Origin of the sequence: Kitasatospora sp. NPDC048194 (assembly GCF_043202455.1) — a bacterium.
Classification (GTDB): domain Bacteria; phylum Actinomycetota; class Actinomycetes; order Streptomycetales; family Streptomycetaceae; genus Kitasatospora.
The window spans coordinates 166746-189042 of record NZ_JBIDAK010000001.1; the positions used below are offsets into that span (position 1 = coordinate 166746).

General features: G+C 74.3%; 26 protein-coding genes. 16 read left to right on the forward strand and 10 right to left on the reverse strand.

Annotated elements, in window-relative coordinates:
- Positions 1-51: 51 nt before the first annotated feature.
- The 4 genes from ACGF07_RS00910 to ACGF07_RS00925 all read left to right on the forward strand — a co-directional run bounded on the left by ACGF07_RS00910 (position 52) and on the right by ACGF07_RS00925 (position 3431).
- Positions 52-1017, forward strand: a complete 966-nt coding sequence (locus tag ACGF07_RS00910) for an ABC transporter ATP-binding protein (protein WP_350736581.1) — start codon at positions 52-54, stop codon at positions 1015-1017.
- Positions 1014-1736 carry an ABC transporter permease gene (locus ACGF07_RS00915; protein WP_392894329.1) on the forward strand — a complete coding sequence of 241 codons (723 nt, stop codon included), beginning with the start codon at positions 1014-1016 and terminating at the stop codon, positions 1734-1736. Before ACGF07_RS00910 ends, ACGF07_RS00915 begins: the two co-directional genes overlap by 4 nt.
- Positions 1737-1744: 8 nt before the next feature.
- Positions 1745-3010, forward strand: a complete 1266-nt coding sequence (locus tag ACGF07_RS00920; protein ID WP_392894331.1) for a sensor histidine kinase — start codon at positions 1745-1747, stop codon at positions 3008-3010.
- 70 nt (positions 3011-3080) lie between these two features.
- Positions 3081-3431 carry a hypothetical protein gene (locus ACGF07_RS00925; protein WP_350736588.1) on the forward strand — a complete coding sequence of 117 codons (351 nt, stop codon included), beginning with the start codon at positions 3081-3083 and terminating at the stop codon, positions 3429-3431.
- Positions 3432-3499: 68 nt separating this feature from the next.
- Here the strand turns inward: ACGF07_RS00925 and ACGF07_RS00930 are convergent, their stop codons facing one another.
- Complete coding sequence (locus ACGF07_RS00930; RefSeq protein ID WP_392894334.1) at positions 3500-4006, reverse strand: GNAT family N-acetyltransferase; 507 nt, start codon at positions 4004-4006, stop codon at positions 3500-3502.
- Positions 4007-4088: 82 nt separating this feature from the next.
- On the opposite strand from ACGF07_RS00930, the gene ACGF07_RS00935 reads away from it, so the two are divergent.
- The gene (locus tag ACGF07_RS00935; RefSeq protein WP_350736593.1) at positions 4089-4718 is read left to right on the forward strand and encodes a response regulator transcription factor; all 630 of its coding nucleotides are present in this window, start codon (positions 4089-4091) and stop codon (positions 4716-4718) included.
- A gap of 4 nt (positions 4719-4722) precedes the next feature.
- On the opposite strand, the gene ACGF07_RS00940 is transcribed toward ACGF07_RS00935, so the two are convergent.
- On the reverse strand, positions 4723-5631 hold the full coding sequence (locus ACGF07_RS00940) for a transglutaminase family protein (RefSeq protein WP_392894336.1): 909 nt from the start codon (positions 5629-5631) through the stop codon (positions 4723-4725).
- 31 nt (positions 5632-5662) lie between these two features.
- Complete coding sequence (locus ACGF07_RS00945; protein WP_392894338.1) at positions 5663-6673, reverse strand: GNAT family N-acetyltransferase; 1011 nt, start codon at positions 6671-6673, stop codon at positions 5663-5665.
- Between the two features lie 134 nt (positions 6674-6807).
- Here ACGF07_RS00945 and fdxA point away from each other — a divergent pair, with 134 nt between their 5' ends.
- Together fdxA and dapC are read left to right on the forward strand one after the other, a co-directional pair.
- Positions 6808-7134: a ferredoxin gene (fdxA, locus tag ACGF07_RS00950; protein ID WP_030287402.1), complete on the forward strand. Its 327-nt coding sequence runs from the start codon at positions 6808-6810 to the stop codon at positions 7132-7134.
- A gap of 20 nt (positions 7135-7154) precedes the next feature.
- On the forward strand, positions 7155-8303 hold the full coding sequence (gene dapC / locus ACGF07_RS00955) for a succinyldiaminopimelate transaminase (RefSeq protein WP_392894340.1): 1149 nt from the start codon (positions 7155-7157) through the stop codon (positions 8301-8303).
- Between the two features lie 93 nt (positions 8304-8396).
- Here the strand turns inward: dapC and ACGF07_RS00960 are convergent, their stop codons facing one another.
- Positions 8397-9200, reverse strand: coding sequence for a hypothetical protein (locus ACGF07_RS00960; protein ID WP_392894342.1), 804 nt, complete (start codon positions 9198-9200; stop codon positions 8397-8399).
- Between the two features lie 309 nt (positions 9201-9509).
- Entirely contained in the window at positions 9510-10577 is a 1068-nt protein-coding gene (locus ACGF07_RS00965) for a hypothetical protein (protein ID WP_350736603.1), read from the reverse strand.
- Positions 10578-10722: 145 nt separating this feature from the next.
- On the opposite strand from ACGF07_RS00965, the gene dapE reads away from it, so the two are divergent.
- Entirely contained in the window at positions 10723-11799 is a 1077-nt protein-coding gene (gene dapE / locus ACGF07_RS00970; protein ID WP_350736606.1) for a succinyl-diaminopimelate desuccinylase, read from the forward strand.
- 170 nt (positions 11800-11969) lie between these two features.
- A complete protein-coding gene (locus ACGF07_RS00975; protein ID WP_350736609.1) occupies positions 11970-12779 on the forward strand; it encodes a TIGR00730 family Rossman fold protein in 810 nt (269 codons plus the stop codon).
- A gap of 79 nt (positions 12780-12858) precedes the next feature.
- On the opposite strand, the gene folP is transcribed toward ACGF07_RS00975, so the two are convergent.
- Positions 12859-13671 carry a dihydropteroate synthase gene (gene folP / locus ACGF07_RS00980; protein ID WP_350736732.1) on the reverse strand — a complete coding sequence of 271 codons (813 nt, stop codon included), beginning with the start codon at positions 13669-13671 and terminating at the stop codon, positions 12859-12861.
- A 181-nt stretch (positions 13672-13852) separates the two neighbouring features.
- On the opposite strand from folP, the gene ACGF07_RS00985 reads away from it, so the two are divergent.
- Both ACGF07_RS00985 and ACGF07_RS00990 read left to right on the forward strand, forming a co-directional pair.
- On the forward strand, positions 13853-14275 hold the full coding sequence (locus ACGF07_RS00985; RefSeq protein WP_392894344.1) for a DivIVA domain-containing protein: 423 nt from the start codon (positions 13853-13855) through the stop codon (positions 14273-14275).
- On the forward strand, positions 14272-14889 hold the full coding sequence (locus ACGF07_RS00990) for a DNA-3-methyladenine glycosylase I (RefSeq protein ID WP_350736615.1): 618 nt from the start codon (positions 14272-14274) through the stop codon (positions 14887-14889). The genes ACGF07_RS00985 and ACGF07_RS00990 overlap by 4 nt, the downstream gene beginning before the upstream one ends.
- Before the next feature lie 3 nt (positions 14890-14892).
- On the opposite strand, the gene ACGF07_RS00995 is transcribed toward ACGF07_RS00990, so the two are convergent.
- A complete protein-coding gene (locus ACGF07_RS00995) occupies positions 14893-15693 on the reverse strand; it encodes an enoyl-CoA hydratase-related protein (protein WP_350736617.1) in 801 nt (266 codons plus the stop codon).
- Positions 15694-15988: 295 nt separating this feature from the next.
- Here ACGF07_RS00995 and ACGF07_RS01000 point away from each other — a divergent pair, with 295 nt between their 5' ends.
- Positions 15989-16156 (forward strand): DUF3117 domain-containing protein, encoded by a 168-nt coding sequence (locus ACGF07_RS01000; RefSeq protein WP_014137929.1) that lies wholly within the window; start codon positions 15989-15991, stop codon positions 16154-16156.
- A 127-nt stretch (positions 16157-16283) separates the two neighbouring features.
- On the opposite strand, the gene ACGF07_RS01005 is transcribed toward ACGF07_RS01000, so the two are convergent.
- Positions 16284-16916 carry an O-methyltransferase gene (locus ACGF07_RS01005; RefSeq protein WP_350736735.1) on the reverse strand — a complete coding sequence of 211 codons (633 nt, stop codon included), beginning with the start codon at positions 16914-16916 and terminating at the stop codon, positions 16284-16286.
- A gap of 286 nt (positions 16917-17202) precedes the next feature.
- Between ACGF07_RS01005 and sigE the strand changes: the two genes are divergently transcribed.
- The 4 genes from sigE (at position 17203) to ACGF07_RS01025 (ending at position 20387) form a co-directional block, all read left to right on the forward strand.
- Positions 17203-17934, forward strand: a complete 732-nt coding sequence (gene sigE / locus ACGF07_RS01010) for an RNA polymerase sigma factor SigE (RefSeq protein ID WP_392894688.1) — start codon at positions 17203-17205, stop codon at positions 17932-17934.
- Entirely contained in the window at positions 17931-18917 is a 987-nt protein-coding gene (locus ACGF07_RS01015) for an anti-sigma factor family protein (RefSeq protein ID WP_392894346.1), read from the forward strand. The genes sigE and ACGF07_RS01015 overlap by 4 nt, the downstream gene beginning before the upstream one ends.
- A 129-nt stretch (positions 18918-19046) precedes the next feature.
- The gene (locus tag ACGF07_RS01020; protein WP_350736625.1) at positions 19047-19484 is read left to right on the forward strand and encodes a sec-independent translocase; all 438 of its coding nucleotides are present in this window, start codon (positions 19047-19049) and stop codon (positions 19482-19484) included.
- A gap of 222 nt (positions 19485-19706) precedes the next feature.
- A complete protein-coding gene (locus ACGF07_RS01025) occupies positions 19707-20387 on the forward strand; it encodes a hypothetical protein (RefSeq protein WP_392894348.1) in 681 nt (226 codons plus the stop codon).
- A gap of 139 nt (positions 20388-20526) precedes the next feature.
- Here ACGF07_RS01025 and ACGF07_RS01030 read toward each other — a convergent pair whose 3' ends face one another.
- Both ACGF07_RS01030 and ACGF07_RS01035 read right to left on the reverse strand, forming a co-directional pair.
- On the reverse strand, positions 20527-21687 hold the full coding sequence (locus tag ACGF07_RS01030) for an Mrp/NBP35 family ATP-binding protein (RefSeq protein ID WP_350736632.1): 1161 nt from the start codon (positions 21685-21687) through the stop codon (positions 20527-20529).
- Positions 21688-21743: 56 nt separating this feature from the next.
- The gene (locus ACGF07_RS01035) at positions 21744-22292 is read right to left on the reverse strand and encodes a DUF1003 domain-containing protein (protein WP_392894689.1); all 549 of its coding nucleotides are present in this window, start codon (positions 22290-22292) and stop codon (positions 21744-21746) included.
- Positions 22293-22297 lie beyond the last annotated feature (5 nt).

The following is a 22297-nucleotide window of genomic DNA, read 5'->3' on the forward strand; positions in this document are numbered from 1 at the left end:
GTGGTGCGGACAGCCCCGCACACGACACCATCGGGTGAGAGGAGCCGGGCGATGGTTACCGAGGTGGCCGCCTTCCGCGGCGTCGGCAAGAGCTACGGGCGGGTGCGCGCCGTGGACGGACTCGACCTCGTGCTGCGGCCGGGCGAGACCGTCGCGCTGCTCGGCCCGAACGGTGCCGGGAAGTCCACCAGCCTGGACCTGCTGCTCGGCCTGCGCGAGCCCGACCAGGGCAGCGTGACCCTGTTCGGCGGCACCCCGCGGGCGGCGATCGCCGCCGGGCGGGTCGGCGCGATGCTGCAGAGCGGCGGGCTGATGAGCGACGTCAAGGTCCGCGAGCTGGTCGAGCTCGCCTGCAAGGTGCACCCGAGCGGTCGGTCGGTCACGGGGGTGCTGACCGACGCCGGGATCACCGAGATCGCCGACCGCCGGGTCGACAAGCTGTCCGGCGGCCAGGAGCAGCGGGTCCGCTTCGCCCTCGCGATCGCGGGCGACAGCGACCTGATCGTGCTCGACGAGCCCACCACCGGCATGGACGTCAGCGTCCGGCAGGCGTTCTGGGCGAGCATGCGGGCGCAGGCCGACGCGGGGCGCACGGTGCTGTTCGCCACCCACTACCTGGAGGAGGCCGACTCGATCGCCGACCGCGTCCTGGTGCTGCACCGGGGCCGGCTGATCGCCGACGGCAGCTCCGCCGAGATCAAGGCGCGGGCCGGCGCCCGCCGGATCGCCTTCGAACTCCACGACGCCGACCTCGCCGCGGCCGCCGCGCCGTTCGACGAGACGGTGCTGCGCTCCCTGCCGGGCGTGCAGTCGCTGGACGTCACCGCCCGCGTCCCCGGCGTGCGGACGGTGCGGATCCGGACCGCGGACGCCGACGCGAGCGTGGCCGGGCTCTACCGGGCGGGCCTGTACCCGCGCGGGCTGGAGGTCACCGGCCTGGGCCTGGAGCAGGCCTTCCTGACCATCACCGGCGAACTGGACCGCGAGGCCGACGCCGCGAAGGAGAGCGTGCGATGACCACCCTGATCAAGCTGGAGATCCTGCGGACCCTCCGCAACCGGCGCTACCTGTTCTTCACGGTGCTCTACCCGGCGCTGATGTACGTCTTCTTCATCAACGCCTACGGCTCCACCAGCCAGGCCGGCGGCCTGCCGGTGAAGACCTACTTCATGGTCTCGATGGCCACCTTCGGCGCGGTCGGCGCGGTGCTGACCGGCAGCGCCCAGCGGATCTCCCTGGAGCGCAAGAGCGGCTGGGTGCGCCAGCTGCGGCTGACCGCGCTGCCCGGCCGGGCGTACACGGTCGGCAAGATCGCGGCGACCGCGGTGACCACGCTGCCGGCGATCCTGGTGGTCTTCGCGGTCGGCGCGAGCCAGGGCGTCTCGCTGAGCGTGCCGCAGTGGCTCGGGCTGGTGGCCGCGCTCTGGCTGGGCAGCTTCGTCTTCGCCGCGCTCGGGGTGGCGCTCGGCTACGCGGCGGCGCCGGACGCGGTGCAGCCGATCGTGATGATCACCTACATGGCGATGGCGCTGCTCGGCGGGACGTGGTTCCCGGTGAGCGGCTCGATGGAGAGGTTCGCCCGCTTCAACCCCGTGTACCTGTACAACAAGCTGGCCACCTTCACCCAGCCCGGGCACTCCCTGGACATGGTCGCGGTCGCCGGGCTGGCGGCCTTCCTCGCGGTGTTCGTCACCGCCGCCGCGGCCCTGTACCGCCGTGACACCCGCCAGGCATGATGATCCACATGAGTGACGCGCGCCGGACCCACCGACCCGACGGACCGCCGGGGGAGGGGACGGCGCGCGCGTCGTTCATGAACGTCCCCGGATCCCCGGTGGAGACCAGGCGGCAGCTGCTGGTCAAGGTCGCCTGGATGCTGCTGTGGATGATCTACCTGGCGTACCCGGCGAGCGACCTGGTCAACGGCGGACACGGCCCGGCCGGGAAGGCGTTCGGCTGGGTCTGCCTGGCGGTCTTCGTGATCGGCTACGTGCTGCTGGTGTTCTTCCGCTCCCAGGCGCGGATGAAGCCGCGGGCCTGCCAGGTGATCGTCGGGGTGATGATCGTCCTCGCGGTGGGCTCCTCCTTCGCGCTCGGCGGCGCGTTCCTGACCATGTTCATCTACGCCTCGGTCTGCCTCGCGGTGATCATCCCGCTGAAGCACGCGATGCGGGCACTGGTCGGCATGGCCGTGCTCACCGCCGCAACCGGCGTGCTGGTCCACGCCGGGAGCGACAACGTCACCACCTTCGCGTTCAGCGCCTTCCTCTCCGGTGTCGCGATGACCGGCCTGCAGCGGCTGGTCGCCACCATGAACGAGCTGCGCGAGGCCCGGGCCGCCGTCGCCCACCTGGCCGCCTCGGAGGAGCGGCTGCGGCTCGCCCGCGACCTGCACGACCTGCTGGGGCACTCGCTGTCGCTGATCACCCTGAAGAGCGAGCTCGCCGGGCGGTTCATGGACGCCGGCAAGGACGAGGCGGCGCGGGCGCAGGTCGCCGACATCGAGCAGGTCGCCCGGCAGTCGCTGATCGACGTCCGGGAGGCCGTCACCGGCTTCCGCCGGCCGACCCTGCCGGTCGAGCTGGCCGCCGCCCGTACCGCGCTGTCCGCCGCGCAGGTCCGGCTGGAGGCCGCGCCGGACCTGGCGGACGCCTGGCCGTCGCTGGCCAACGAGGAGGCGGGCGCGCTGGCCTGGGCGCTGCGCGAGGCCGTCACCAACATCGTCCGGCACGGCGAGGGCGCCACCGTCTGCACGGTGACCGCGGACGAGAGCTGGGCGGCCGACGGCGAGCGGTACGCCGTCCTGGAGATCGCCGACGACGGCCCCGGGCCGGGCAAGTCCCAGCCGGGCAACGGCCTGTCCGGGCTGGAGGAGCGGCTGGCGCTGGTCGGCGGCCGGCTGGAGACCGGGCCGGGCGAGCGCGGCAGGGGCTTCCGGCTGCGCGCGTCGGTGCCGCTGCGGCCGACGGCCGCGCCCTCCGGGGCCGCCGCGCCGGGGAAGGCCCGGTAGGGCCCGGCGCTCCCGGGGCGGCGAGGGCGCCGCGCGGAACCCGGCGGCGGTGCCGATCGTCTCTTCGGGCATGTCCACCGTTCTGATCATCGGCTTCGACCCGCACGCCGTACCCGGCATGGACGGCGACGGCATGCGGGCCGTCCTCGACGCCGAACTCGCCCGCTTCGCCGAGCACGGCATCGACGCGGCGATGACCCTGGTCGCCCCCGACGAGACCGCCGGGACGACCATCACCGCCGCGCTCGCCGGCCGGGGCTGGGACGTCGTCGTCATCGGCGGCGGCATCCGCAAGCCGGAGCCGGCGCTGCCCTTCTTCGAACTCGTCGTCAACCTGGTCCGCCGGCACGCCCCGCAGGCCGCCATCGCCTTCAACACCAGCGGCGCCGACAGCGTCGAGGCCGCCCAGCGCTGGCTGTGACACTCCTCGTGGAGTAGGAAGCCGGCCCGGCCGACTTCCTGCTCCGCCTTGGTCTGCTCCGCCTTGGTCTACTCCGCCTCGGCGCGACGCAGGTCGGCCAGGCTGCGACGGTACGAGAGGGCGGGGCGGCCGTCGAGGAGAAACTGCCCGGTGACCGTGAAGCCGGTGCGGGTGAGCACGGCTCGGGAGGCCGGGTTGTCGAGCGTGGTGGCGGCGGTCAGGGACCCCAGGCCGTAGCCGTGGGCGGCGAGCCGGCAGACCTGGGCGACGGCCGCCCCGGCGACGCCCCGGCCGGCCGCGGACTCCGCGACGCGGTAGCCCAGTTCGGCGCTGCCGTCCACGAGGTCCATCAGGTTGACGCGGCCGATCAGGGCGCCGTCCGCGTCGAGGACGACGTGGAACCGGCAGACGCCCGCCGCCTGTTCGGAGAGCAGCGCGGCGATGCGGGCCGGGAACTCGGCGAAGTAGGCGTCGCCCCGGTCGGGGACGGTGCGGGCGAAGTACGCACGGTTGGTGAGCTCGAAGGCGAGCAGGGCGTCGGTGTGGTCGGGTCGCAGGAGCTCCAGGGTCGGCATCGGGCCAGTCTGCTGCACCGGGGCCCCCGGTGAACCACCGGTGGCTCAACTGCGTTCGGCGCCAGGCCCTAAGGTCGTGGCCATGGGTAACACAGAGAACAGCCCTTCGGTCCGCGTGCTGCTCGCCGAGGACCAGGGCATGGTCCGCGAGGCGCTGGCCGCGCTGCTCGGGCTGGAGGGGGACATCGACGTCGTCGCGCAGGTGGGCCGCGGGGACGAGGTGGTGGCGGCGGTGCTGGCGAACGACGTGCAGGTCGCCGTGCTGGACATCGAGATGCCGGGGATGACGGGCATCGAGGCGGCGGCCGAGCTGCGCCGCCGGGCGCCGTCGACGAAGGTGGTGATCGCGACGACCTTCGGCCGCCCCGGCTACCTGCGCCGGGCGATGGAGTCCGGCGCGGACGCCTTCCTGGTGAAGGACGCGCCCGCCTCCGAGCTCGCCGAGGCGATCCGCCGGGTGCTGCGCGGCGAGCGGGTGATCGACCCGGCGCTGGCGGCGGCCGCGCTGGCCGAGGGCGCCAATCCGCTCACCCCGCGCGAGCGGGACGTGCTGGGCGCGGCCGCCGACGGCGCGGTGAACGCGGAGATCGCCAGGCGGCTGCACCTCTCGGAGGGGACGGTCCGCAACTACCTGTCGATGGCGATCCAGAAGACCGAGGCCCGCAACCGCACCGAGGCGGTCCGGATCGCCCGCGAGAAGGGCTGGCTCTGACGGTTCAGTTGAGCCGGTGCCGGGCCGCCCGGGCCTCCTGCCGGACCTTGGCGGCGGCGTCCGGGTCGAAGGTGTCCAGGATCTGCGCGTAGGCGTCCATCTCCGCCGATCCGCCGAGGAAGTCCCCCGTGCGCACCAGGAGTTCGGCCCGCTCCAGGCGCAGCTGGGCGGGGTGCCGGGGGAGCAGCAGGGCGAGTTCGGTGGCCCACAGCTGGGTGCGGGCGTGCTCGGGCCGGTCGGCGGCCCAGACCCGGATGTTGCCGAGCACCCGCAGCACGATGTCCAGCGGCTGGGCGGGGGTGAGCAGGGCGGGGCTGAACTCGTGCCCCGCTGCGGCGACCAGTTGCTCGACGTCGACCGGGTCGAGCAGCCGGCCGCCGTGGAAGGGGTCGGCGAGCACGTACTCCTCGCCGCCCGCCGGGCCGCCGACCGCGACGACGAAGTGACCGGGCAGCGCCACGCCGTGGACGGTGAGGCCGGCCCGCCGGCCGACGGCCATCCACACCAGCGACAGCATGATCGGCAGTCCGCGCCGGCGCCGCAGGACCTCGGGCAGCAGCGAGGACTCCAGCCGCCGGTAGTCGGACTGCCGCCCGTGGAACCGCTCCCGGCCGCCGAGGACGGCGGCGAGCAGGGCGGCGGTCTCCTCCGGCCCGGCGGGCGAGCGTTCGGCCACCGCGAGCCGCACGGCGGCCGCGTGCCGGTCCAGGGCGGCCTCGCAGGCGGCGAGCAGGGCGTCCACCCCGGGCGGCTCGGCGAGGTCGCCCGGGTCGAGGAGCGGCTGGTGTTCGGCGGCGGCGAGCAGGCAGAGCAGCACCGGGTCGGGCTGCTCGGCGCGGGCGGCACTCCGGAAGCGGTCTCTGCTCTGCTCGGTCACGGTGACGACGGCGGCCTTCGTGCGACGGACGGACAAGCGGACAAACGTGGGCGTACGGGTCGGTCGGCTACTCCTGGGGAAGGAGCGCGTAGTGGTAAGTGTGACTGGTCGTGAAGCCGAGTCCGTCATAGAGCGCGATCGCACCGGCGTTCTCCGCCTCGACCTGCAGGTACGCGCCGCTCGCCCCCTCCTCGGCCGCCCGGGCGGCGAGCACCGCCATGACGGCGGTGGCCAGCCCGGCCCGGCGGGCGTACGGCTGGACCTCGATCGCGCCGAAGCCGGCCCACGGCCCGTCGACCACGCAGCGTCCGATGGCCAGCGGCGGCTGCCCGGAGGCGCCCGGCACGGTGGCGAACCAGACCGAGGGGCCGCCGTGCAGCACCCGTCGGGCCGCCTCCTCCAGCGCCGCGTCCCCGCTCACCCGCCGGTACAGCGACATCCACTCCGGCCCCGCCGTCCGCGACAGGCGCACCCGGTCGTGCCCCGTGCCGAGCCGGGCCAGCCCGGCCAGCGGGGCGGTGCGCACCAGCGTGGGCGCGTACCCGGCGCCGAGCCGGTCGAGCTCGCCGCGCAGCGCCTCCGGCGAGCCGGGGGTGACCACCTCGACGTACGCGGGCAGGCCGCGCGCGGCGTACCAGTCCCGGACGGCGGCCAGTGCCTGCGGCAGCGGCAGCCCGGGGTCGCCGAGCGCCTGGACGGAGTTGGCCCGCCGGGTGAAGCCGGCCGAGGCCCGCAGCGTCCACTCGCCGAGCGGCTGCTGGTCGACGGCCGGCCAGCCGCGCCCGGCGATCCGCTGGAGTTCGACGGGCTCGGCCGCCGGCCGGGGCACGCGCCGGGCCGGGAACAGCGGGACGACCTTGCCCGCGACCAGCAGCTTCTCCGGGAAGGAGACCGGCTCGCCCGAGCGCGGGGCCACCGAGAGACCATGATCGTCCCAGGATGTGAGCACGCCGATCACATCGCGAAACACCGGGCGGTCGTCCACGAACTCCGACACGCGCCGCACGGACACGCGTCGTCCCACGTCAGAGCGATCTATCCGGACTTCCGGACGGGTCTCCAGCGGGTCCCGAGTCATGATCCGGCCACCTCCTGTGCATTTGCGGTCTCCGACCCGCGATACTAGGGGCGGGCATCGACGACGCCGCGCTCACCGCGCACGCGAGCAGAACAGAACGGGCCGCCAGGGCCCCTCCGAGGAGGAACGACAGCGTGACCTACGTCATCGCGCAGCCTTGTGTCGACGTGAAGGACAAGGCGTGCATCGAAGAGTGCCCGGTTGACTGCATCTACGAGGGCCAGCGGTCCCTCTACATCCACCCGGATGAGTGTGTCGACTGTGGTGCTTGCGAGCCGGTCTGCCCGGTCGAGGCGATCTTCTACGAGGACGACACTCCGGAGGAGTGGAAGGACTACTACAAGGCGAACGTCGAGTTCTTCGACGACCTGGGCTCGCCCGGCGGTGCCTCGAAGCTCGGCCTCATCGAGCGGGACCACCCGTTCATCGCCGCTCTGCCGCCGCAGAACGCCGACCACTGACGATCGGTGGCTACTGAGCTGTGAGCACGAACAGCACGCGAGCGCCGCTCCCGGGCCACCCGGGGGCGGCGCGCCGCGTTTCCGACCGGCTCCCCGTGTTCCCCTGGGACAAGCTGGAGCCCTACAAGGCCACCGCCCTCGCCCACCCGGGCGGCCTCTGCGACTTCTCCGTCGGCACGCCCGTCGACCCGGTCCCCGAGGTGATCCAGAAGGCGCTGGCCGCCCACACCGACACGCCCGGCTACCCGACCGTCTGGGGGCCGCTGGAGCTGCGCGAGGCGATCGCCGGCTGGCTGGACCGCCGCTGCGGCGCCGTGATCGGCCCGCAGGCCGTCCTGCCGACCGTCGGCTCGAAGGAACTGGTGGCGTGGCTGCCGGCCCAGCTCGGCCTCGGCCCGGGCGACCAGGTCGCCCACCCCCGGCTCGCCTACCCGACCTACGAGGTCGGCGCCCGGCTGTGCGGCGCCGAGCCGGTCGCGTACGACTCCGTGGACGAGCTGGACGGCTCCCGGGTGCGCCTGCTCTGGGTGAACTCGCCGTCCAACCCGACCGGCCGGGTGCTCGGCGCGGAGGAGCTGCGCCGCGCCGTCGAGTGGGCCCGGGAGCACGGCGCGCTGCTGGTCAGCGACGAGTGCTACCTGGAGCTGGGCTGGGAGGCCGAGCCGGTCTCGGTGCTGCGCCCGGACGTCTGCGGCGGCGACCACACGGGCCTGCTGGCCGTCCACTCGCTCTCCAAGCGCTCCAACCTGGCGGGCTACCGCGCCTCCTTCGTCGCGGGCGACCCGGTGGTGGTCAGGGAGCTGCTGGAGGTGCGCAAGCACGGTGGGATGATCGTGCCGGCGCCGGTCCAGGCGGCGACGGCCGCGGCGCTGGCGGACGACGCCCACGTGACCGAGCAGCGGGAGCGGTACGCGGCCCGGCGCTCGGCGCTGCGGGCGGCGCTGGAGGCGTACGGCTTCCGCATCGAGCACTCCGAGGCGAGCCTCTACCTGTGGGCGACCCAGGACCGCCCGTGCTGGGAGACCGTGGCCGAACTGGCCGGTCTGGGCATCCTGGTGGCGCCCGGGGACTTCTACGGGCCGGCCGGCGAGCGCTTCGTCCGGGTCGCTTTCACCGCGACCGACGAGCGGGTCGCCGCGGCCGTCGAGCGGCTGGGCGCGGCGCGCTGACGATCCGGCGCAGCCGGCGTCGCGGCCGGGCCGACGACACGACGAAGGGGACGGTGTTCCGAGCGGAACACCGTCCCCTTCCGCGTGCGCGGACTACACCGGCAGGCCGCTGATGCTGCCGCCGTTGACGCCGCCCAGCAGGCCGCCGACCGGGCCGAGCGAGTTGGTCAGGCCGGACAGCGGGTTGTTCGGGCCGAGGTCGGCACCGCCGAGGCGGTTGGCGGAGCCGTGCTCGGCGAGGCCGAGGACGTCGGTGCCGGGCAGGCCACCGGGCAGGGCGTGCTCGACCGAGCCGAGCGGCAGCGCGCGCTCCACCGAGCTGAGCGGCAGCGCGTCGGTGACGGCGCTGGTGCCGGGGACGGCACCGGAGAGCTTGTCGGCGCCGGGGACGGCGTGGGCGACGGAGCCCGCCTGGCCCAGGCCGCCGACCGGGCTGGCGGCGGCGTCGGCGCTGCGGGTGCCCATGCCCTTGCCGGTGACGGCCTCGCCGAGCTTGCCGGCCAGCGCCGAGGCGACCTTCGGGGTGACGGCGGAGAGCTGGCCGGTGGTGGCGGCGGTCTGGTCGACCGGGGCGGTCAGCGAGCTGGCCTTCTCGTTCGCCTCGGGGAGCTGGTGGGCGACGATGCTGCCGGCGGCGTCGGCGGAGGCGGGCACGCCCGCGGCGACGGTGGCCGCGCCGGTGGTGCCGGCCGCCTGGCCGAGCTGGTGGGTGGTGTGCTGGAGGGTGGAACCGGTGTCGGTGTTGGTCAGCTGGCCCAGCGGCGCCGCGAGGTCGCTCTTGGGAAGCAGGGCGTCCCCGCCCAGGGCGGACGCGGAGCCGGCGGCGACCAGCGGGGTCGCGCCGGCGGCCACGACGAGCGCGGCCTGGGCGATCCGGCGCGTGAGGGGGTGAGACATGGGGCTCCTCGAAGGGGTCTGGGTCCGTCCCGTCCACCGGGTGGACGACCGGGCCTGGACGGGACCGGGCGGACGGTGTTGTTACCGCTTGAGAAGCCAGAAGGTTTCGGCCGGTGCAAGGAAAGTTCCCAGCCGACCATCGGATCGTATGACCGCAGCGGAAGGGCCTGCGGGCCCCTGTCGCGCGCCCCTGCACCGGCGCGCGCCAAGGGGAGTGACGGTTCTCCAGCCGGGATCGCCGGAACGGGCGGTCGGTCCACCGAAGTTGACCGGAATCACCTGTTCGGCGGCAACCCGTACACCAGTGCGTCAGCCCTTGTCGTACGGCGCGAGGGTGACCTGAACGAGCTTGGTCGACGTTCCCGAGGTCTGGGTCTGCCAGCCGTCCTCGGACTTGGTCTTGCGCCAGATCTTCCCGTCGTAGGCGACCGTCGCGATGCCCAGCTGCTGGGCCTGGGCCACCGCCCAGTGGGCCACCTCCCAGCCGCTGGTCCGCTCCGCGTTCGCCCCGGCGTCGGCCCCGCCGTCCGCCGAGGAGGTCAGCGCGGCGGCGGCCGGGTCCGGCGTCAGCGCGACGGCGTTCTCGGCACCCTTGATCGTCGAGGTGTAGCCGGTGGCCGGGGTGACCGTCCGGCCGAACTCCCGGCGCACCCGGTCCGACAGCACCTGGGCGCGGTCCGGCTGCGCCGCCGGGGCGGCCGAGGCGCTCGCGGTCGGGGAGGACGAGTCGCCCGGGTCCGGCTTGGCGTAGTCGTGCACCACGCAGCTGAAGGAGGCCGGCTCGCGCCCGGCCAGCGCCGAGGTGAGCAGCGTCGCCTTGGTCTCGTGCTTGGCGTAGGCCTGGGGGTAGCCGCTCTTCTGCACGGCCTGCGCCGCGTCGGTCAGCGGCATCCGGGTGTAGCCGGGGACCTTGACCAGGCCGTCCAGGAACTTGTTGGTCGCGTACACCGGGTCCGCGATCTGCGCCGGGGTCCCCCAGCCCATCGAGGGCCGCTGCTGGAACAGGCCGATCGAGTCCCGGTCGCCGCCCGCCAGGTTGCGCAGCTTGGACTCCTGCATGGCGGTCGCCAGCGAGATCGCGGTCGCCCGGTCCGGCAGTCCGCGCGAGCGCGCCACCGCGGCGATCGTCGCGGCGTTGGCGGCCTGCGGAAGCTCCAGCGTGCCGCTGCCGGCCGCGGTCTTCACCGAGCACTCCTCGGTGGCACCCGGCCGGAACCCGAACCACCAGATTCCGACCACCGCCAGGCCCGCGACCATCGCCAGGCCGACCAGCCCGACCAGCACGAGCAGCAGCGCACGCACCGGACCGGAGCGGCGGGGCGCCGCTTCGTCGCCCTGCTCCTCGTCCAGCTGCCCGCCGCGCCTTCTCCTGGCCACCCTCGCCCCTCTCGCGCCCGCCGTCCTGATCCGACACCGTACCGACTCGGACGGGTGTGCGGCGCACCCCGGTTGCTGATCCGGGTGCCGAGCGCGTCACAGCACGAGCCCGTGGAGCGCCCACCCGCACGGCTAGGCTGACGCCATGAGCAGCCCGAATCCGACGCCCCTGGACCTCACCCTCGACGGCGGCACGCTGACCGCCCGACTCGTCGACTTCCCCTCGGTGAGCGGCGACGAGCAGGCGCTCGCCGACGCCGTGGAGGCCGCCCTGCGCGGCTACCCGCACCTCACCGTGGACCGCTACGGCAACAACGTGGTCGCCCGCACCCACCTGGGCCGCGGCGAGCGCGTGGTCCTGGCCGGCCACCTGGACACCGTGCCGATCGCCGACAACCTGCCCTCGTACGTCGACGGGGACCTGCTCTACGGCTGCGGCACCTCGGACATGAAGTCCGGCGTGGCCGTCGCGCTGCGCCTGGCCGCCACGCTGACCGAACCCAACCGCGACCTCACCTACGTGTTCTACGACTGCGAGGAGGTGGAGGCCCACCGCAACGGCCTCGGGCACCTCGCGAAGGACCGCCCGGAGTGGCTGGCCGCCGACTTCGCGGTGCTGATGGAGCCGAGCGGCGCCGTGGTCGAGGGCGGCTGCCAGGGCACCCTGCGGGCGCAGATCCGGCTCACCGGCGTGCGCGCCCACGCGGCCCGCAGCTGGCTCGGCGACAACGCCATCCACCGCGCCGCCGAGGTGCTCACCCGGCTCGCCGACTACCGGCCGCGCCGGGTGGAGATCGACGGCCTGGAGTACCGCGAGGGCCTCAACGCGGTGCGGATCGACGGCGGCGTGGCCGGCAACGTGATCCCGGACGAGTGCGTGATCACGGTCAACTTCCGTTACGCGCCGGACCGCAGCGAGGCCGAGGCGGAGAAGCACGTGCGCGAGGTCTTCGACGGCTTCGAGCTGACCGTCACCGACTTCGCCCCGGGCGCGCTGCCCGGCCTCTCGCAGCCCGCTGCGCAGGCCTTCCTGGCGGCCACCGGCGGCCAGGCCCGGGCCAAGTTCGGCTGGACCGACGTCGCCCGGTTCAGCGCGCTCGGCGTGCCGGCGGTCAACTACGGGCCCGGCGACCCGAACTTCGCGCACAAGCGGGACGAGCACTGCTCGCTGAGCGCCATCGCCGAGACCGAGGCCCGGCTGCGCGCCTGGCTGACCAGCTGACCGGTCCGACCGTCCGACCGGCCCCACCGGTCCGACCGTCCGACCGGCCTGACCAGCCGATCCCCGCAGCGGCGGTCGGTCCGGCGAGCAGCCGGACGCCACCATCCGGTTCCCCGATCGACCTCCTCCCGTTGCCTGAAAACGGGGGAAGGTCGACGTAGGGTTTCGTCATGACAGGCACAGGAGACGACAAGCACTACGGACACGGCCCCGAGCAGGTCGGCGTGCCCCGGAAGACGAAGGCCTGGCCCGAGAAGCAGAAGGGCCCGGTGCTGGTGCGCCGGGACCAGGTCGGCACGAGCACCACGGACCAGCGCCTGCTGGACACCACCGGCCCCACGGACTGGCTGCACACCGACCCCTGGCGGGTGCTGCGGATCACCTCCGAGTTCGTCGAGGGCTTCGGCGCCCTCGCCGAACTCCCGCCCGCGATCAGCGTCTTCGGCTCCGCCCGGACGCCCGTCGACTCGCCGGAGTACGAGGCCGGGGTGGCCATCGGCCGCGCCCTCGCCGAGGCCGGCTACGCGGTGATCACCGGCGGCGGCCCGGGCGCCATGGAGGCCGCCAACCGCGGTGCCTCCGAGGCCGGCGGCATGAGCGTCGGGCTGGGCATCGAGCTGCCCTTCGAGCAGGGCCTCAACGAGTTCGTCGACCTCGGGCTGAACTTCCGTTACTTCTTCGTCCGCAAGACGATGTTCGTGAAGTACGCCCAGGGCTTCGTGGTCCTGCCCGGCGGCCTCGGCACGCTGGACGAGCTGTTCGAGGCGCTGACCCTGGTGCAGACCAAGAAGGTCACCCGCTTCCCGGTGATCCTCTACGGCAGCGCCTACTGGGGCGGCCTGTACGAGTGGCTGAAGAGCACCCTGGTCGCGCAGGGCAAGGCGGCCCCGCACGACCTGGAGCTCTTCCACATCACGGACGAGATCGACGAGGTCATGAAGATCCTCGCCGACGCCCGCCGGCCGGTGAACGAGATCTAGCCGGCGAACCGGAGCCCGCCGGTGGGCGGGATCCGGCCGAACGGGACCGGGCGGCCGTCGGAGGAGGGCCGCCCGCCGTTCACGCCAGCCCCCGGCGGGCCACCGCCGGGGGGCGGGTGCCCCGGATCGAGGCGACCATGTCCAGCACCTCGCGGGTCTGCGCGACCTGGTGCACCCGGTAGACCCGGGCCCCCAGCCAGGCCGAGACCGCGGTGGTGGCCAGCGTGCCCAGCAGCCGCTCGTCCACCGGCTTGTCCAGGGTCTCCCCGACGAAGTCCTTGTTGGAGAGCGAGACCAGCACCGGGAAGCCGGTCGCGGTCATCTCCGGCAGCCGCCGGGTGGCCTCCAGCGAGTGCCGGGTGTTCTTGCCGAAGTCGTGCCCCGGGTCGATGATCACCGCGTCCCGGCGGACGCCCAGCCCCACCGCCCGCTCGGCCAGCCCGACGGTCACCCGCAGGATGTCCGCCATCACGTCCTGGTAGCCGACCCGGTGCGGCCGGGTGCGCGGCTCGGCGCCGCCCGCGTGGGTGCACACCAATCCGACGTCGTACCGGGCGGCCACCTCGGCGAGCTTCGGGTCCACCCCGCCCCAGGCGTCGTTCAGCAGGTCCGCGCCCGCCTCGCAGACCGCCTCGCCGACCTCGTGCCGCCAGGTGTCCACGCTGATCACGGCGCCGGGGTGGCGCTTGCGCAGTTCGGCGACGAAGGGCACGGTGCGCCGCAGCTCCTCCTCGACCGAGACCTCGTCCCCGGGGCCGGCCTTCACCCCGCCGATGTCCAGGATCGCCGCGCCCTCGGCCACCGCGCGCTCGGCGGCGGCGAACGCGGCCTCGTCGGCGAAGGTCGCGCCCCTGTCGAAGAACGAGTCCGGCGTGCGGTTGACGATCGCCATGATCACCAGCTCGTCGTCACCGAATTCGCGCGGTCCCAGGCGCAGTGCCACCGATGTCTCCTCCACAGCTCCTGCGGGTGCGATGATGGCCCCCGGCCTCACTTGGGGACCATGCTGTCATGATCAGTCTGGTTCGCTGGCACTTGATCGAGGACCGGCCGGGAGTTCGGGAGGACAGCTCGTGTTCTGGGTGATCGTGGTCGCCATGGCCGTGGTGGTCGGCGGCGCCGCGCTGGTGGCGCTGGGCGGGGGCGGCTCGATGCCGGAGGCGGTGCCGGACCGCATCTCCGCGCGGCTGCCGCAGGACCGCCCGCTGAGCAAGACGGACGTGGACGACCTCCGGCTGCCGATGGCCGTGCGCGGCTACCGGATGGACGAGGTGGACGACGTCCTGGGCCGCCTCGGCGCCGAACTGGCCTACCGCGACGCGCGGATCGCCGAGCTGGAGGCCGCCGCCCACCTGCGCGGCGCGGTCGAGGCCACCACCGCCCCGGATCCGGCGGCCGAGCCGCTGCCCGGCCTGGAGGAGTTCGCCAAGGTGGTCCGGCCGGCCGCGGCGCCCGCCGAGGCCCCCGAGGACGCCGAGCCCCGGAGGGACCGGTGACCGAGGCCGCCGGGTTCCCGGCCGCCCCCGCCGGCGCGGTGCTCGGCGCGGACGGCCTGCGCCGCTGCGGCTGGGGCGACTCGACCGATGACTACCGCGTCTACCACGACACCGAGTGGGGCCGCCCGGTGCACGGCGACGACGCCCTGTTCGAGCGGGTCTGCCTGGAGGCCTTCCAGTCCGGTCTGTCCTGGCTGACCATCCTGCGCCGCCGGGAGGGCTTCCGGGCCGCCTTCGCGGGCTTCCGGATCGCCGAGGTCGCCGAGTTCGGCGAGGCGGACCGGGAGCGGCTGCTCGCCGACACCGGCATCATCCGCAACCGGGCCAAGATCGACGCGGCGATCGCCAACGCCCGGGCCGCCCGGGACCTGGACGGCGGGCTGGACGCACTGATCTGGCGGTTCGCCGGGGACCCGGACCGGCCGGCCCCCCGCACCCTGGCGGAGGTGCCGGCCGTCACGCCCGAGTCGACGGCGCTGGCGAAGGCGCTGAAGAAGGAGGGCTTCCGCTTCGTCGGCCCGACCACCGCCTACGCCCTGATGCAGGCCTGCGGTCTGGTCGACGACCACCTGGCGGACTGCCACGTCCGCACCGGGGGCAGGCGGGGGCGCTGAGCCTCAGCGCCCGACGTACTTCGGCTTCTCCTTGGCGATGAAGGCGCGCACCGCGATCCGGTGGTCCTCGCTGTCGCCGGCCAGGGTCTGCAGCTCGTCCTCCTTGTCGAGCAGTTCGTCCAGCGAGTGCGAAGCGCCGTACGCCAGCGACTCCTTGATGGCGCCGTAGGCCACGGTCGGGCCCTCGGCCAGCTCGCGGGCGAAGACCCGCGCGGTCGCGGCGAGTTCCTCGGCCGGCACGACCTTGGTGGCCAGGCCCAGCTCCATCGCCTCGGCGGACTTGACCGTCCGGGGGAGCATCAGCAGCTCGGTGGCCTTGGCGTGCCCGACCAGCCGGGGCAGCGTCCAGGACGCGCCCGAGTCGGCGGTCAGGCCGATCCCGGCGAAGGCGGTGTTGAAGCCGGCCCGGTCGGAGAGGATCCGGAAGTCGCAGGCGAAGGCGAGCGAGGCGCCGGCGCCGGCCGCCACCCCGCCGACCGCGGCGACGGTCGGCTTGCGCATCCCGGCCAGCGCCCGGGTCAGCGGGTTGTAGTGCTCGGCGACGGTCCGCAGCGCGCCCTCGCCGGTCTCGTCGGCCCGCTTCAGCATCGCCAGGTGCTCGTTGAGGTCCTGCCCGACGCAGAACGCCCGGTCGCCCGCGCCGGTGAGCAGCACCGCCCGCACCGACCGGTTTCCGGCGGCCTCGGTCACGGCGTCGCGCAGCGCGACCTTGGTGGCGACGTCCAGCGCGTTCATCGCCTCCGGGCGGTTGATGGTGATGACGGCGAGGCCGCCGTCCAGCTCGTACAGGACGGAATCGGACATGGGCGAGGGCTCCTCAGCGATCGTCGCGTGGGTGGTCGTGCCAGGATGCCGGAGCGCGGGGCGGGGTGGGGAGTGTGAGGTATCGCACCTTCCCGCGGTGTCGCCACCGCCGCCGCGCCGGGGCTTATGACGCCAATTGGGGCGGTTGGAGCCGGTCCGGCCGAGGTTGCACCGAGAGTGATGTTGGTCATCAGGCCGTGGCATGCGGGATAATGGCTTCCGATCAATGCGTTCGATACCGGCGGTGGACGGACTGCCGGTGCGTAGCTGAGCGGTTGCAGGAAGGGGAACGAGCATGGCGGCCATGAAGCCGCGGACGGGTGACGGCCCGCTCGAAGTCACCAAAGAGGGGCGGGGCATCATCATGCGCGTTCCGCTCGAAGGCGGCGGACGCCTCGTGGTGGAGCTCACGCCTGACGAGGCCGACGCCCTGGGCGAAGCCCTGAAGAAGGCCTGCGGCTGACCGCAGCGGGTGCTCGCCGTCTCCTGGAGACGTACCGCCGGGCCCGGGCACGACGTCATGTCGGCCCGGGCCCGCGCGTTCCCCGGACCGGCGGGGAGCACCGGCGCCGCACCGGCCGCGGCGGACCTCAGCGCTTCACGGCGCACAGCAGCCCGTCGGAGACGGGCAGCAGGGCGGGCAGCAGCGCCTCGCTCTCCCGGACGTCCCGGACCAGGTCGCGCACCGCGCCGGTCTGCGGGTCCTGGAGCTCCGGCTCGGCCAGCCGGCCCTCCTGGAAGACCCCCTCGAAGCAGACCATCCCGCCGGGACGCAGCAGGCGCAGCGCCTCCAGCAGGTACTCCCGGGACTCGGCCGGATCGCCGTCGCAGAACACCAGGTCGTACTGGCCGTCGGCGAGCCGCGGCAGCACCTCCAGGGCCCGGCCCGGTATGAACCGGGAGCGGTTGGCCGCGAACCCGGCCGCCTGGTAGGCCTCGCGGGCCAGCTGCTGGCGCACCGGCTCCGCGTCCACGGTGGTGAGCACGCCGTCCGGCCGCATCCCGCGCAGCAGGTAGACCCCGGACACCCCGGTGCCGGTGCCGATCTCGGCCACCGCCTTGGCGTCCAGCGCGGCAGCCAGCAGCCGCAGGCACGCGCCGCCGCTCGGGCCGATGGCCCGTATCCCGGTCCGCGCGGACTGCGCCCGGGCGTAGGTCAGCACCGCGTCCTCGCCCACGTAGGTGTCGGCGAGGGCCGCGCGCGCGGGCCCGAACTCGCTGATGGCTGCCTCTTTCGGAGCCCCGGGCGGCGGCCCGGTGCGGGGGATGTCGATATTTCCTGCCACAGATTACTGGCCGGGCGGGAACCGCGTACTGCGGCGGGCCGTTGTCATCGTGACCGGGTGCGGGAGACCTCCCGGGCACTTTTATCCGGGCTTGACGGGTGAGGTGGATATGGTGGTGGCCCTGCTGGGCAGAAGAGCCGACCGAGGAGGTGTGGCCGAGGGCGACGTCCCCGTGCGGCGGCACCCCCGCGGCACCGCGTCGGCCCGTACGCCGAAGCCCGTGATGAACCAGCCTGCGCACTCCGACCTGGACCAGCCCGCCGCCGAGACGCCGGCCGCCGGTACCACCGAGGCCCCCGCCCTCGCGACCTTCGCCGAAGGCCCCGACGCGCAGACCTGGACTCCGCCCAGCTGGGAGGAGATCGTCGAGGCGCACAGCGCCCGCGTCTACCGCCTCGCCTACCGCCTGACGGGCAATCAGCACGACGCCGAGGACCTCACCCAGGAGGTCTTCGTCCGGGTGTTCCGCTCGCTGTCCACCTACACCCCCGGCACGTTCGAGGGCTGGCTGCACCGGATCACCACCAACCTCTTCCTGGACATGGTCCGCCGCCGCCAGCGCATCCGCTTCGACGCGCTCGGCGAGGACGCGGCCGAGCGGCTCGCCTCCCGCGAGCCCAGCCCGGCCCAGCACTTCAGCGACACCCACTTCGACGCCGACGTCCAGCAGGCCCTGGACACCCTCGCCCCGGAGTTCCGCGCCGCCGTGGTGCTCTGCGACATCGAGGGCCTGTCCTACGAGGAGATCGCCGCCACCCTGGGCGTCAAGCTCGGTACCGTCCGCAGCCGCATCCACCGCGGCCGCTCGCACCTGCGCGCCGCGCTCAAGCACCGCGCCCCCGGCCAGGCCCCCGGGCGCGAGCGCCGCGGCGGCTCGGACGAGCCGGTGCCGGTCGGCGCCGTGGCCGCCGAGGTCGCGGCCGCACCGGGTGGGCGCGGACGGAGGCGATGGTGAGCGGAACCAGCCGGTCCGGTCCGGAACGGTCGGGGTCGTCCGACCGCGCCCAGACCCGGCGGAGCTGGCCGCTGGGCCGCCGGGCCGGTGACGACCCCGGCGAGCCGCTGCCGCCCGCCGTCCCGCTGCCGCCCGCCGTCCCGCTGCCGGGCGACACGGAGCTGCGCGCGGTGCCCGTACGGCCCGTCGATCCCGCCGCCGAGGAACACCACCTCGGGGAGCGGCTCTCCGCGTTCCTGGACGGCGAGCTCGGCCACGACTCGCGCGAGCGGGTCCAGGCGCACCTGGCGACCTGTCCCCAGTGCCTGGCCGAGGCGGACGAGGGCCGCGCCGTCAAGCACCTGCTGACCCGCACGGACACCCCGGGCCCCTCCTCCGCGCTGATGGCCCGGCTGATGGCCGTCGGCAACCTCCCGGACGACGGCCCGGCGGACGCCGGCTGGCGCGACGACGACCTGCCCGGCGGCGGGGTCGCCGCCACCGGCACGCTCGGCGGCAGCCGGCTCACCGGCGGCTCCTTCGGCCGCGGCGCCGGCGCCTCCTTCGGCGCGGGCGCGCTCGGCGCCGGCGCCCCGGTGCCCGGGGTGGACCCGCGGGCCTTCGGGCGCGGGTCGGTGCTGCGGCCGCTGATGGGCCGGCGCACCGGCCGCCCGGAGCCCGCCGCCCGCCCGGAGCCCGCTGCGGCCGCCGGCCGCGCCTCCGCGCGCGGGCGACGCCTGGTCTTCGCCGCCGCGGGCGCCTTCTCGGTCGCCGCGGTGACGCTCGGCGGCGTCGGCGGCCTCGCCCAGGGCGAGGACCAGCACGGCACCACGGTCAGCCCGATCAGCGGCGGCGGCCGCGGCGGCGGCCTGGTCCCGATGTCGGTGCAGGTCCCGGTGGACTTCCAGGCCCATCCGGTCGTCGCCACCCGCGGAGCGAGCCCGTCCTCCCCGCCCGAGCGCTACCCGGGCAGCGTCGCGGCCCTGCGCCAGCAGATCCGCTAGCGCACCCACCCCTCCTCCGGGCCCGGCCACCGGCTGGTCTTTACCACGGCTTCATCGCAGCGTGGGTCAGGGACCCACCGGTGGCCATTACCCTGGAGGAACCGTCGTCCGGCGAGCTAGGGAGCAAAGGTGTTCAGCGACGTAGGCGGGCTGGAGATCCTGACCCTCATCGTGATGGCGATCATCATCTTCGGCCCCGACAAGCTGCCGAAGCTGATCCAGGACACCATGGGCTTCATCCGCAAGGTCCGTTCCTTCGCCGACAACGCGAAGGAGGACATCCGCAGCGAGCTGGGCCCCGAGTTCAAGGACTTCGAGTTCGAGGACCTCAACCCCAAGACCTTCGTCCGCAAGCAGCTCATGGGCGGCCAGGACGACCCGCTGGGCCTCAAGGACATGAAGGACTCGCTCGACATCCGCTCCGTCCTGGACGACCGGCCCGCGGCGCCCGTGAACGGCCGGGCGGGCAGCGTCAGCTTCGAGAAGGCCGCCCCGGCGGCAGCCGCCTCCACCGGTGCCCCGCTGCAGGCCGGCGAGCGCCCGCCGTTCGACCCCGACGCCACCTGAGGGCCCTTTCCCGCCCCGTGACGACGGGACGCCGCCGCCCCGCCCGGCCGCCCGGCTGAGCGGGGCGGCGGCGTCCGCGCCGCTATTGTGCTGATTGTTCCCGTTGAGCCGTCCGTCACATCCGCGCCACCACGGACCGCGAACGGCCCCCCGGGAACGCCGAGGTGCGCCACCATGGGAGCGCTCCACGGCAGGCACACGTGCGTTTGAGGAGGCCCGGGGATGGACGCGACGAGTCAGGCGGGAGGGGCGACGGTTACGGCCGGCGGCCCGGTGGTCGGCGGACAGGCCGGCCCGGCGGACCCGCTGCTGCCCTACCTGTCCGCCGACTTCCCCTGGTACGGGCTGGACGACGGCTGGACCGGCCGCCGCTACCTGATGCAGGCCGGCGCCGGCGGCCCCCGGGCCGGGGCGGCGGGCGGCAGCGTCGACTACGGCACCCTGGGGCACGGCGACGAGCCGGCCAAGCAGTACGAGCCGCGGGACGTGCGCAAGTTCGCGGTCGTGGTGACGGTGGCCCGCCGGGACAGCCGCCGCAGCGCCGACAACACCGGCACGCTGGAGGCGACCTCCGCCTCCTCCGCCGCCTGGCTGGCCGGCTCCGGACTGCTCGCCGCGACCTGGCCCGGCCAGCTGGACCGCGCGCTGCGCCAGGACTGGCTGGACCAGCAGAGCTCCCTGGCCTGGGATCTGGCCGACGACCTGGCCGGCCCCGGCTGGTCGACCCTCAGCCTGCCGGTCAACGGCCTGCCGCAGCCCTTCCGCTACCGCGAGTCGGAGTACGGCTGGGTGCTCGCGGGCGAGGCCCCCGGCGTCCTGCTCGGCGCCTACGGACGCGGCGTCAGCGCCTACGGCGTCGGCTTCGCCACCGTGGCCGACCTGGGCGGCTACACCCGCCCGTAGGACCGCGGAGACACGGCGACGGCCGGGCGGAAACCTCCGCCCGGCCGTCGTCCGTCCGCCGTCAGGACCCGCTCGGCCGCCAGGACCCCGGTCGGCCGCCAGGACCCCGGTCGGCCGTCCGGCCCGCTCGGCCGTCCGGTCAGAACTTGTTCTTGGGCGTCAGCCCGAGCGACATGCCCGACAGGCCGCGCTGGCGGCCGCCGAGCTTGCCGGCCACGGCGCGCAGGGCGGCGCCGGCCGGGGAGTCGGGGGCGGCGAGCACGACCGGGCGGCCGTCGTCGCCGCCCTCGCGCAGCCGGACGTCGATCGGGATCGAGCCGAGCACCGGGACGGTCGCGCCGACGGTGCGGGTGAGCGCGTCCGCGACGGTCTGACCGCCGCCGGTGCCGAAGACGTCGATCATCTCGTCGCAGTGCGGGCACGGCATGCCGGACATGTTCTCGATCACGCCGACGATCTTCTGGTGGGTCTGCACCGCGATGGTGCCGGCCCGCTCGGCCACCTCGGCGGCGGCCATCTGCGGGGTGGTGACGATCAGGATCTCCGCGTTGGGGACCAGCTGGGCCACCGAGATCGCGATGTCGCCGGTGCCGGGCGGCAGGTCCAGCAGCAGCACGTCCAGGTCGCCCCACCACACGTCGGCGAGGAACTGCTGCAGCGCGCGGTGCAGCATCGGGCCGCGCCAGACCACCGGGGCGTTGCCCGGGGTGAACATCCCGATCGAGATGACCTTCACGCCGTTCGCCTGCGGCGGCATGATCATGTCCTGGACCTGGGTCGGCCGGCCCTCGACGCCCAGCATGCGCGGCACGCTGTGGCCGTAGATGTCGGCGTCCACCACGGCGACCTTCAGGCCGTCCGCGGCCATCGCCGCGGCCAGGTTCACCGTCACGGAGGACTTGCCGACGCCGCCCTTGCCGGAGGCGACGGCGTAGACGCGGGTCAGCGTGCCCGGCTTGGCGAACGGGATCTCCCGCTCGGGGGCGCCGCCGCGCAGCAGCTGGGACAGCTCCTTGCGCTGCTCGTCGCTCATGACGTCGAGCTCGACCTCGACACCGGTCACGCCCGGCACCCTGCCGACCGCCTCGCGGACGCGGGTGACGATGGTGTCGCGCATCGGACAGCCGGAGACGGTCAGGTAGACCGCGACGCGCACCGCGCCGTCCTCGGCGATCTCGACCGATTTCACCATCCCGATCTCGGTGATCGGGCGGTTGATCTCCGGGTCGTTGACGGTCGCCAGGGCCTCGCGCACGGACTCCTCCGTGACGCCTGCCGCGACCTCTGTCTCGTTGGCCATGCCTTGATGGTACGGCTCCGGGCGAACCGGTTAACCGGTCGGTAGCGTGCCGCCGGTCACAAGGCGCCGGAGGCGTCCCGGCGTTCGTCCATCTCCTTGAGCAGCGACTGCAGTTCCGAGCGGATGAAGTCCCGCGTGGCGACCTCGCCGAGCCCGTGCCGCAGCGCGGCGACCTCGCGGGCCAGGTACTCGGTGTCGGCGATGTTGCGGTCGCTGCGGGCCCGGTCCTGCTCCATGTTGACCCGGTCCCGGTTGTCCTGGCGGTTCTGCGCCAGCAGGATCAGCGGCGCCGCGTAGGAGGCCTGCAGCGACAGGGCCAGGGTGAGGAAGATGAACGGGTACCTGTCGAAGCGCACGGCCGACGGCAGCAGGGTGTTCCACCCTATCCAGATGACGACCACCACCGTCATCCAGACGATGAACCGCCCGGTGCCGAGGAAGCGGGCGATCCGCTCGGACAGCACCCCGAAGGCCTCGGGGTCGTAGGAGGGCAGCGAGAGCAGGCCGGGCCGGGCGGTGCGCGGCTGGTCGAGCCGGGCGCGCCCGGAGCCCGTGATCGGCGCCGTCTCCAGGCGCTCCCGGCCGCCGCCCTCGCGGGTGCGCAGCTCGC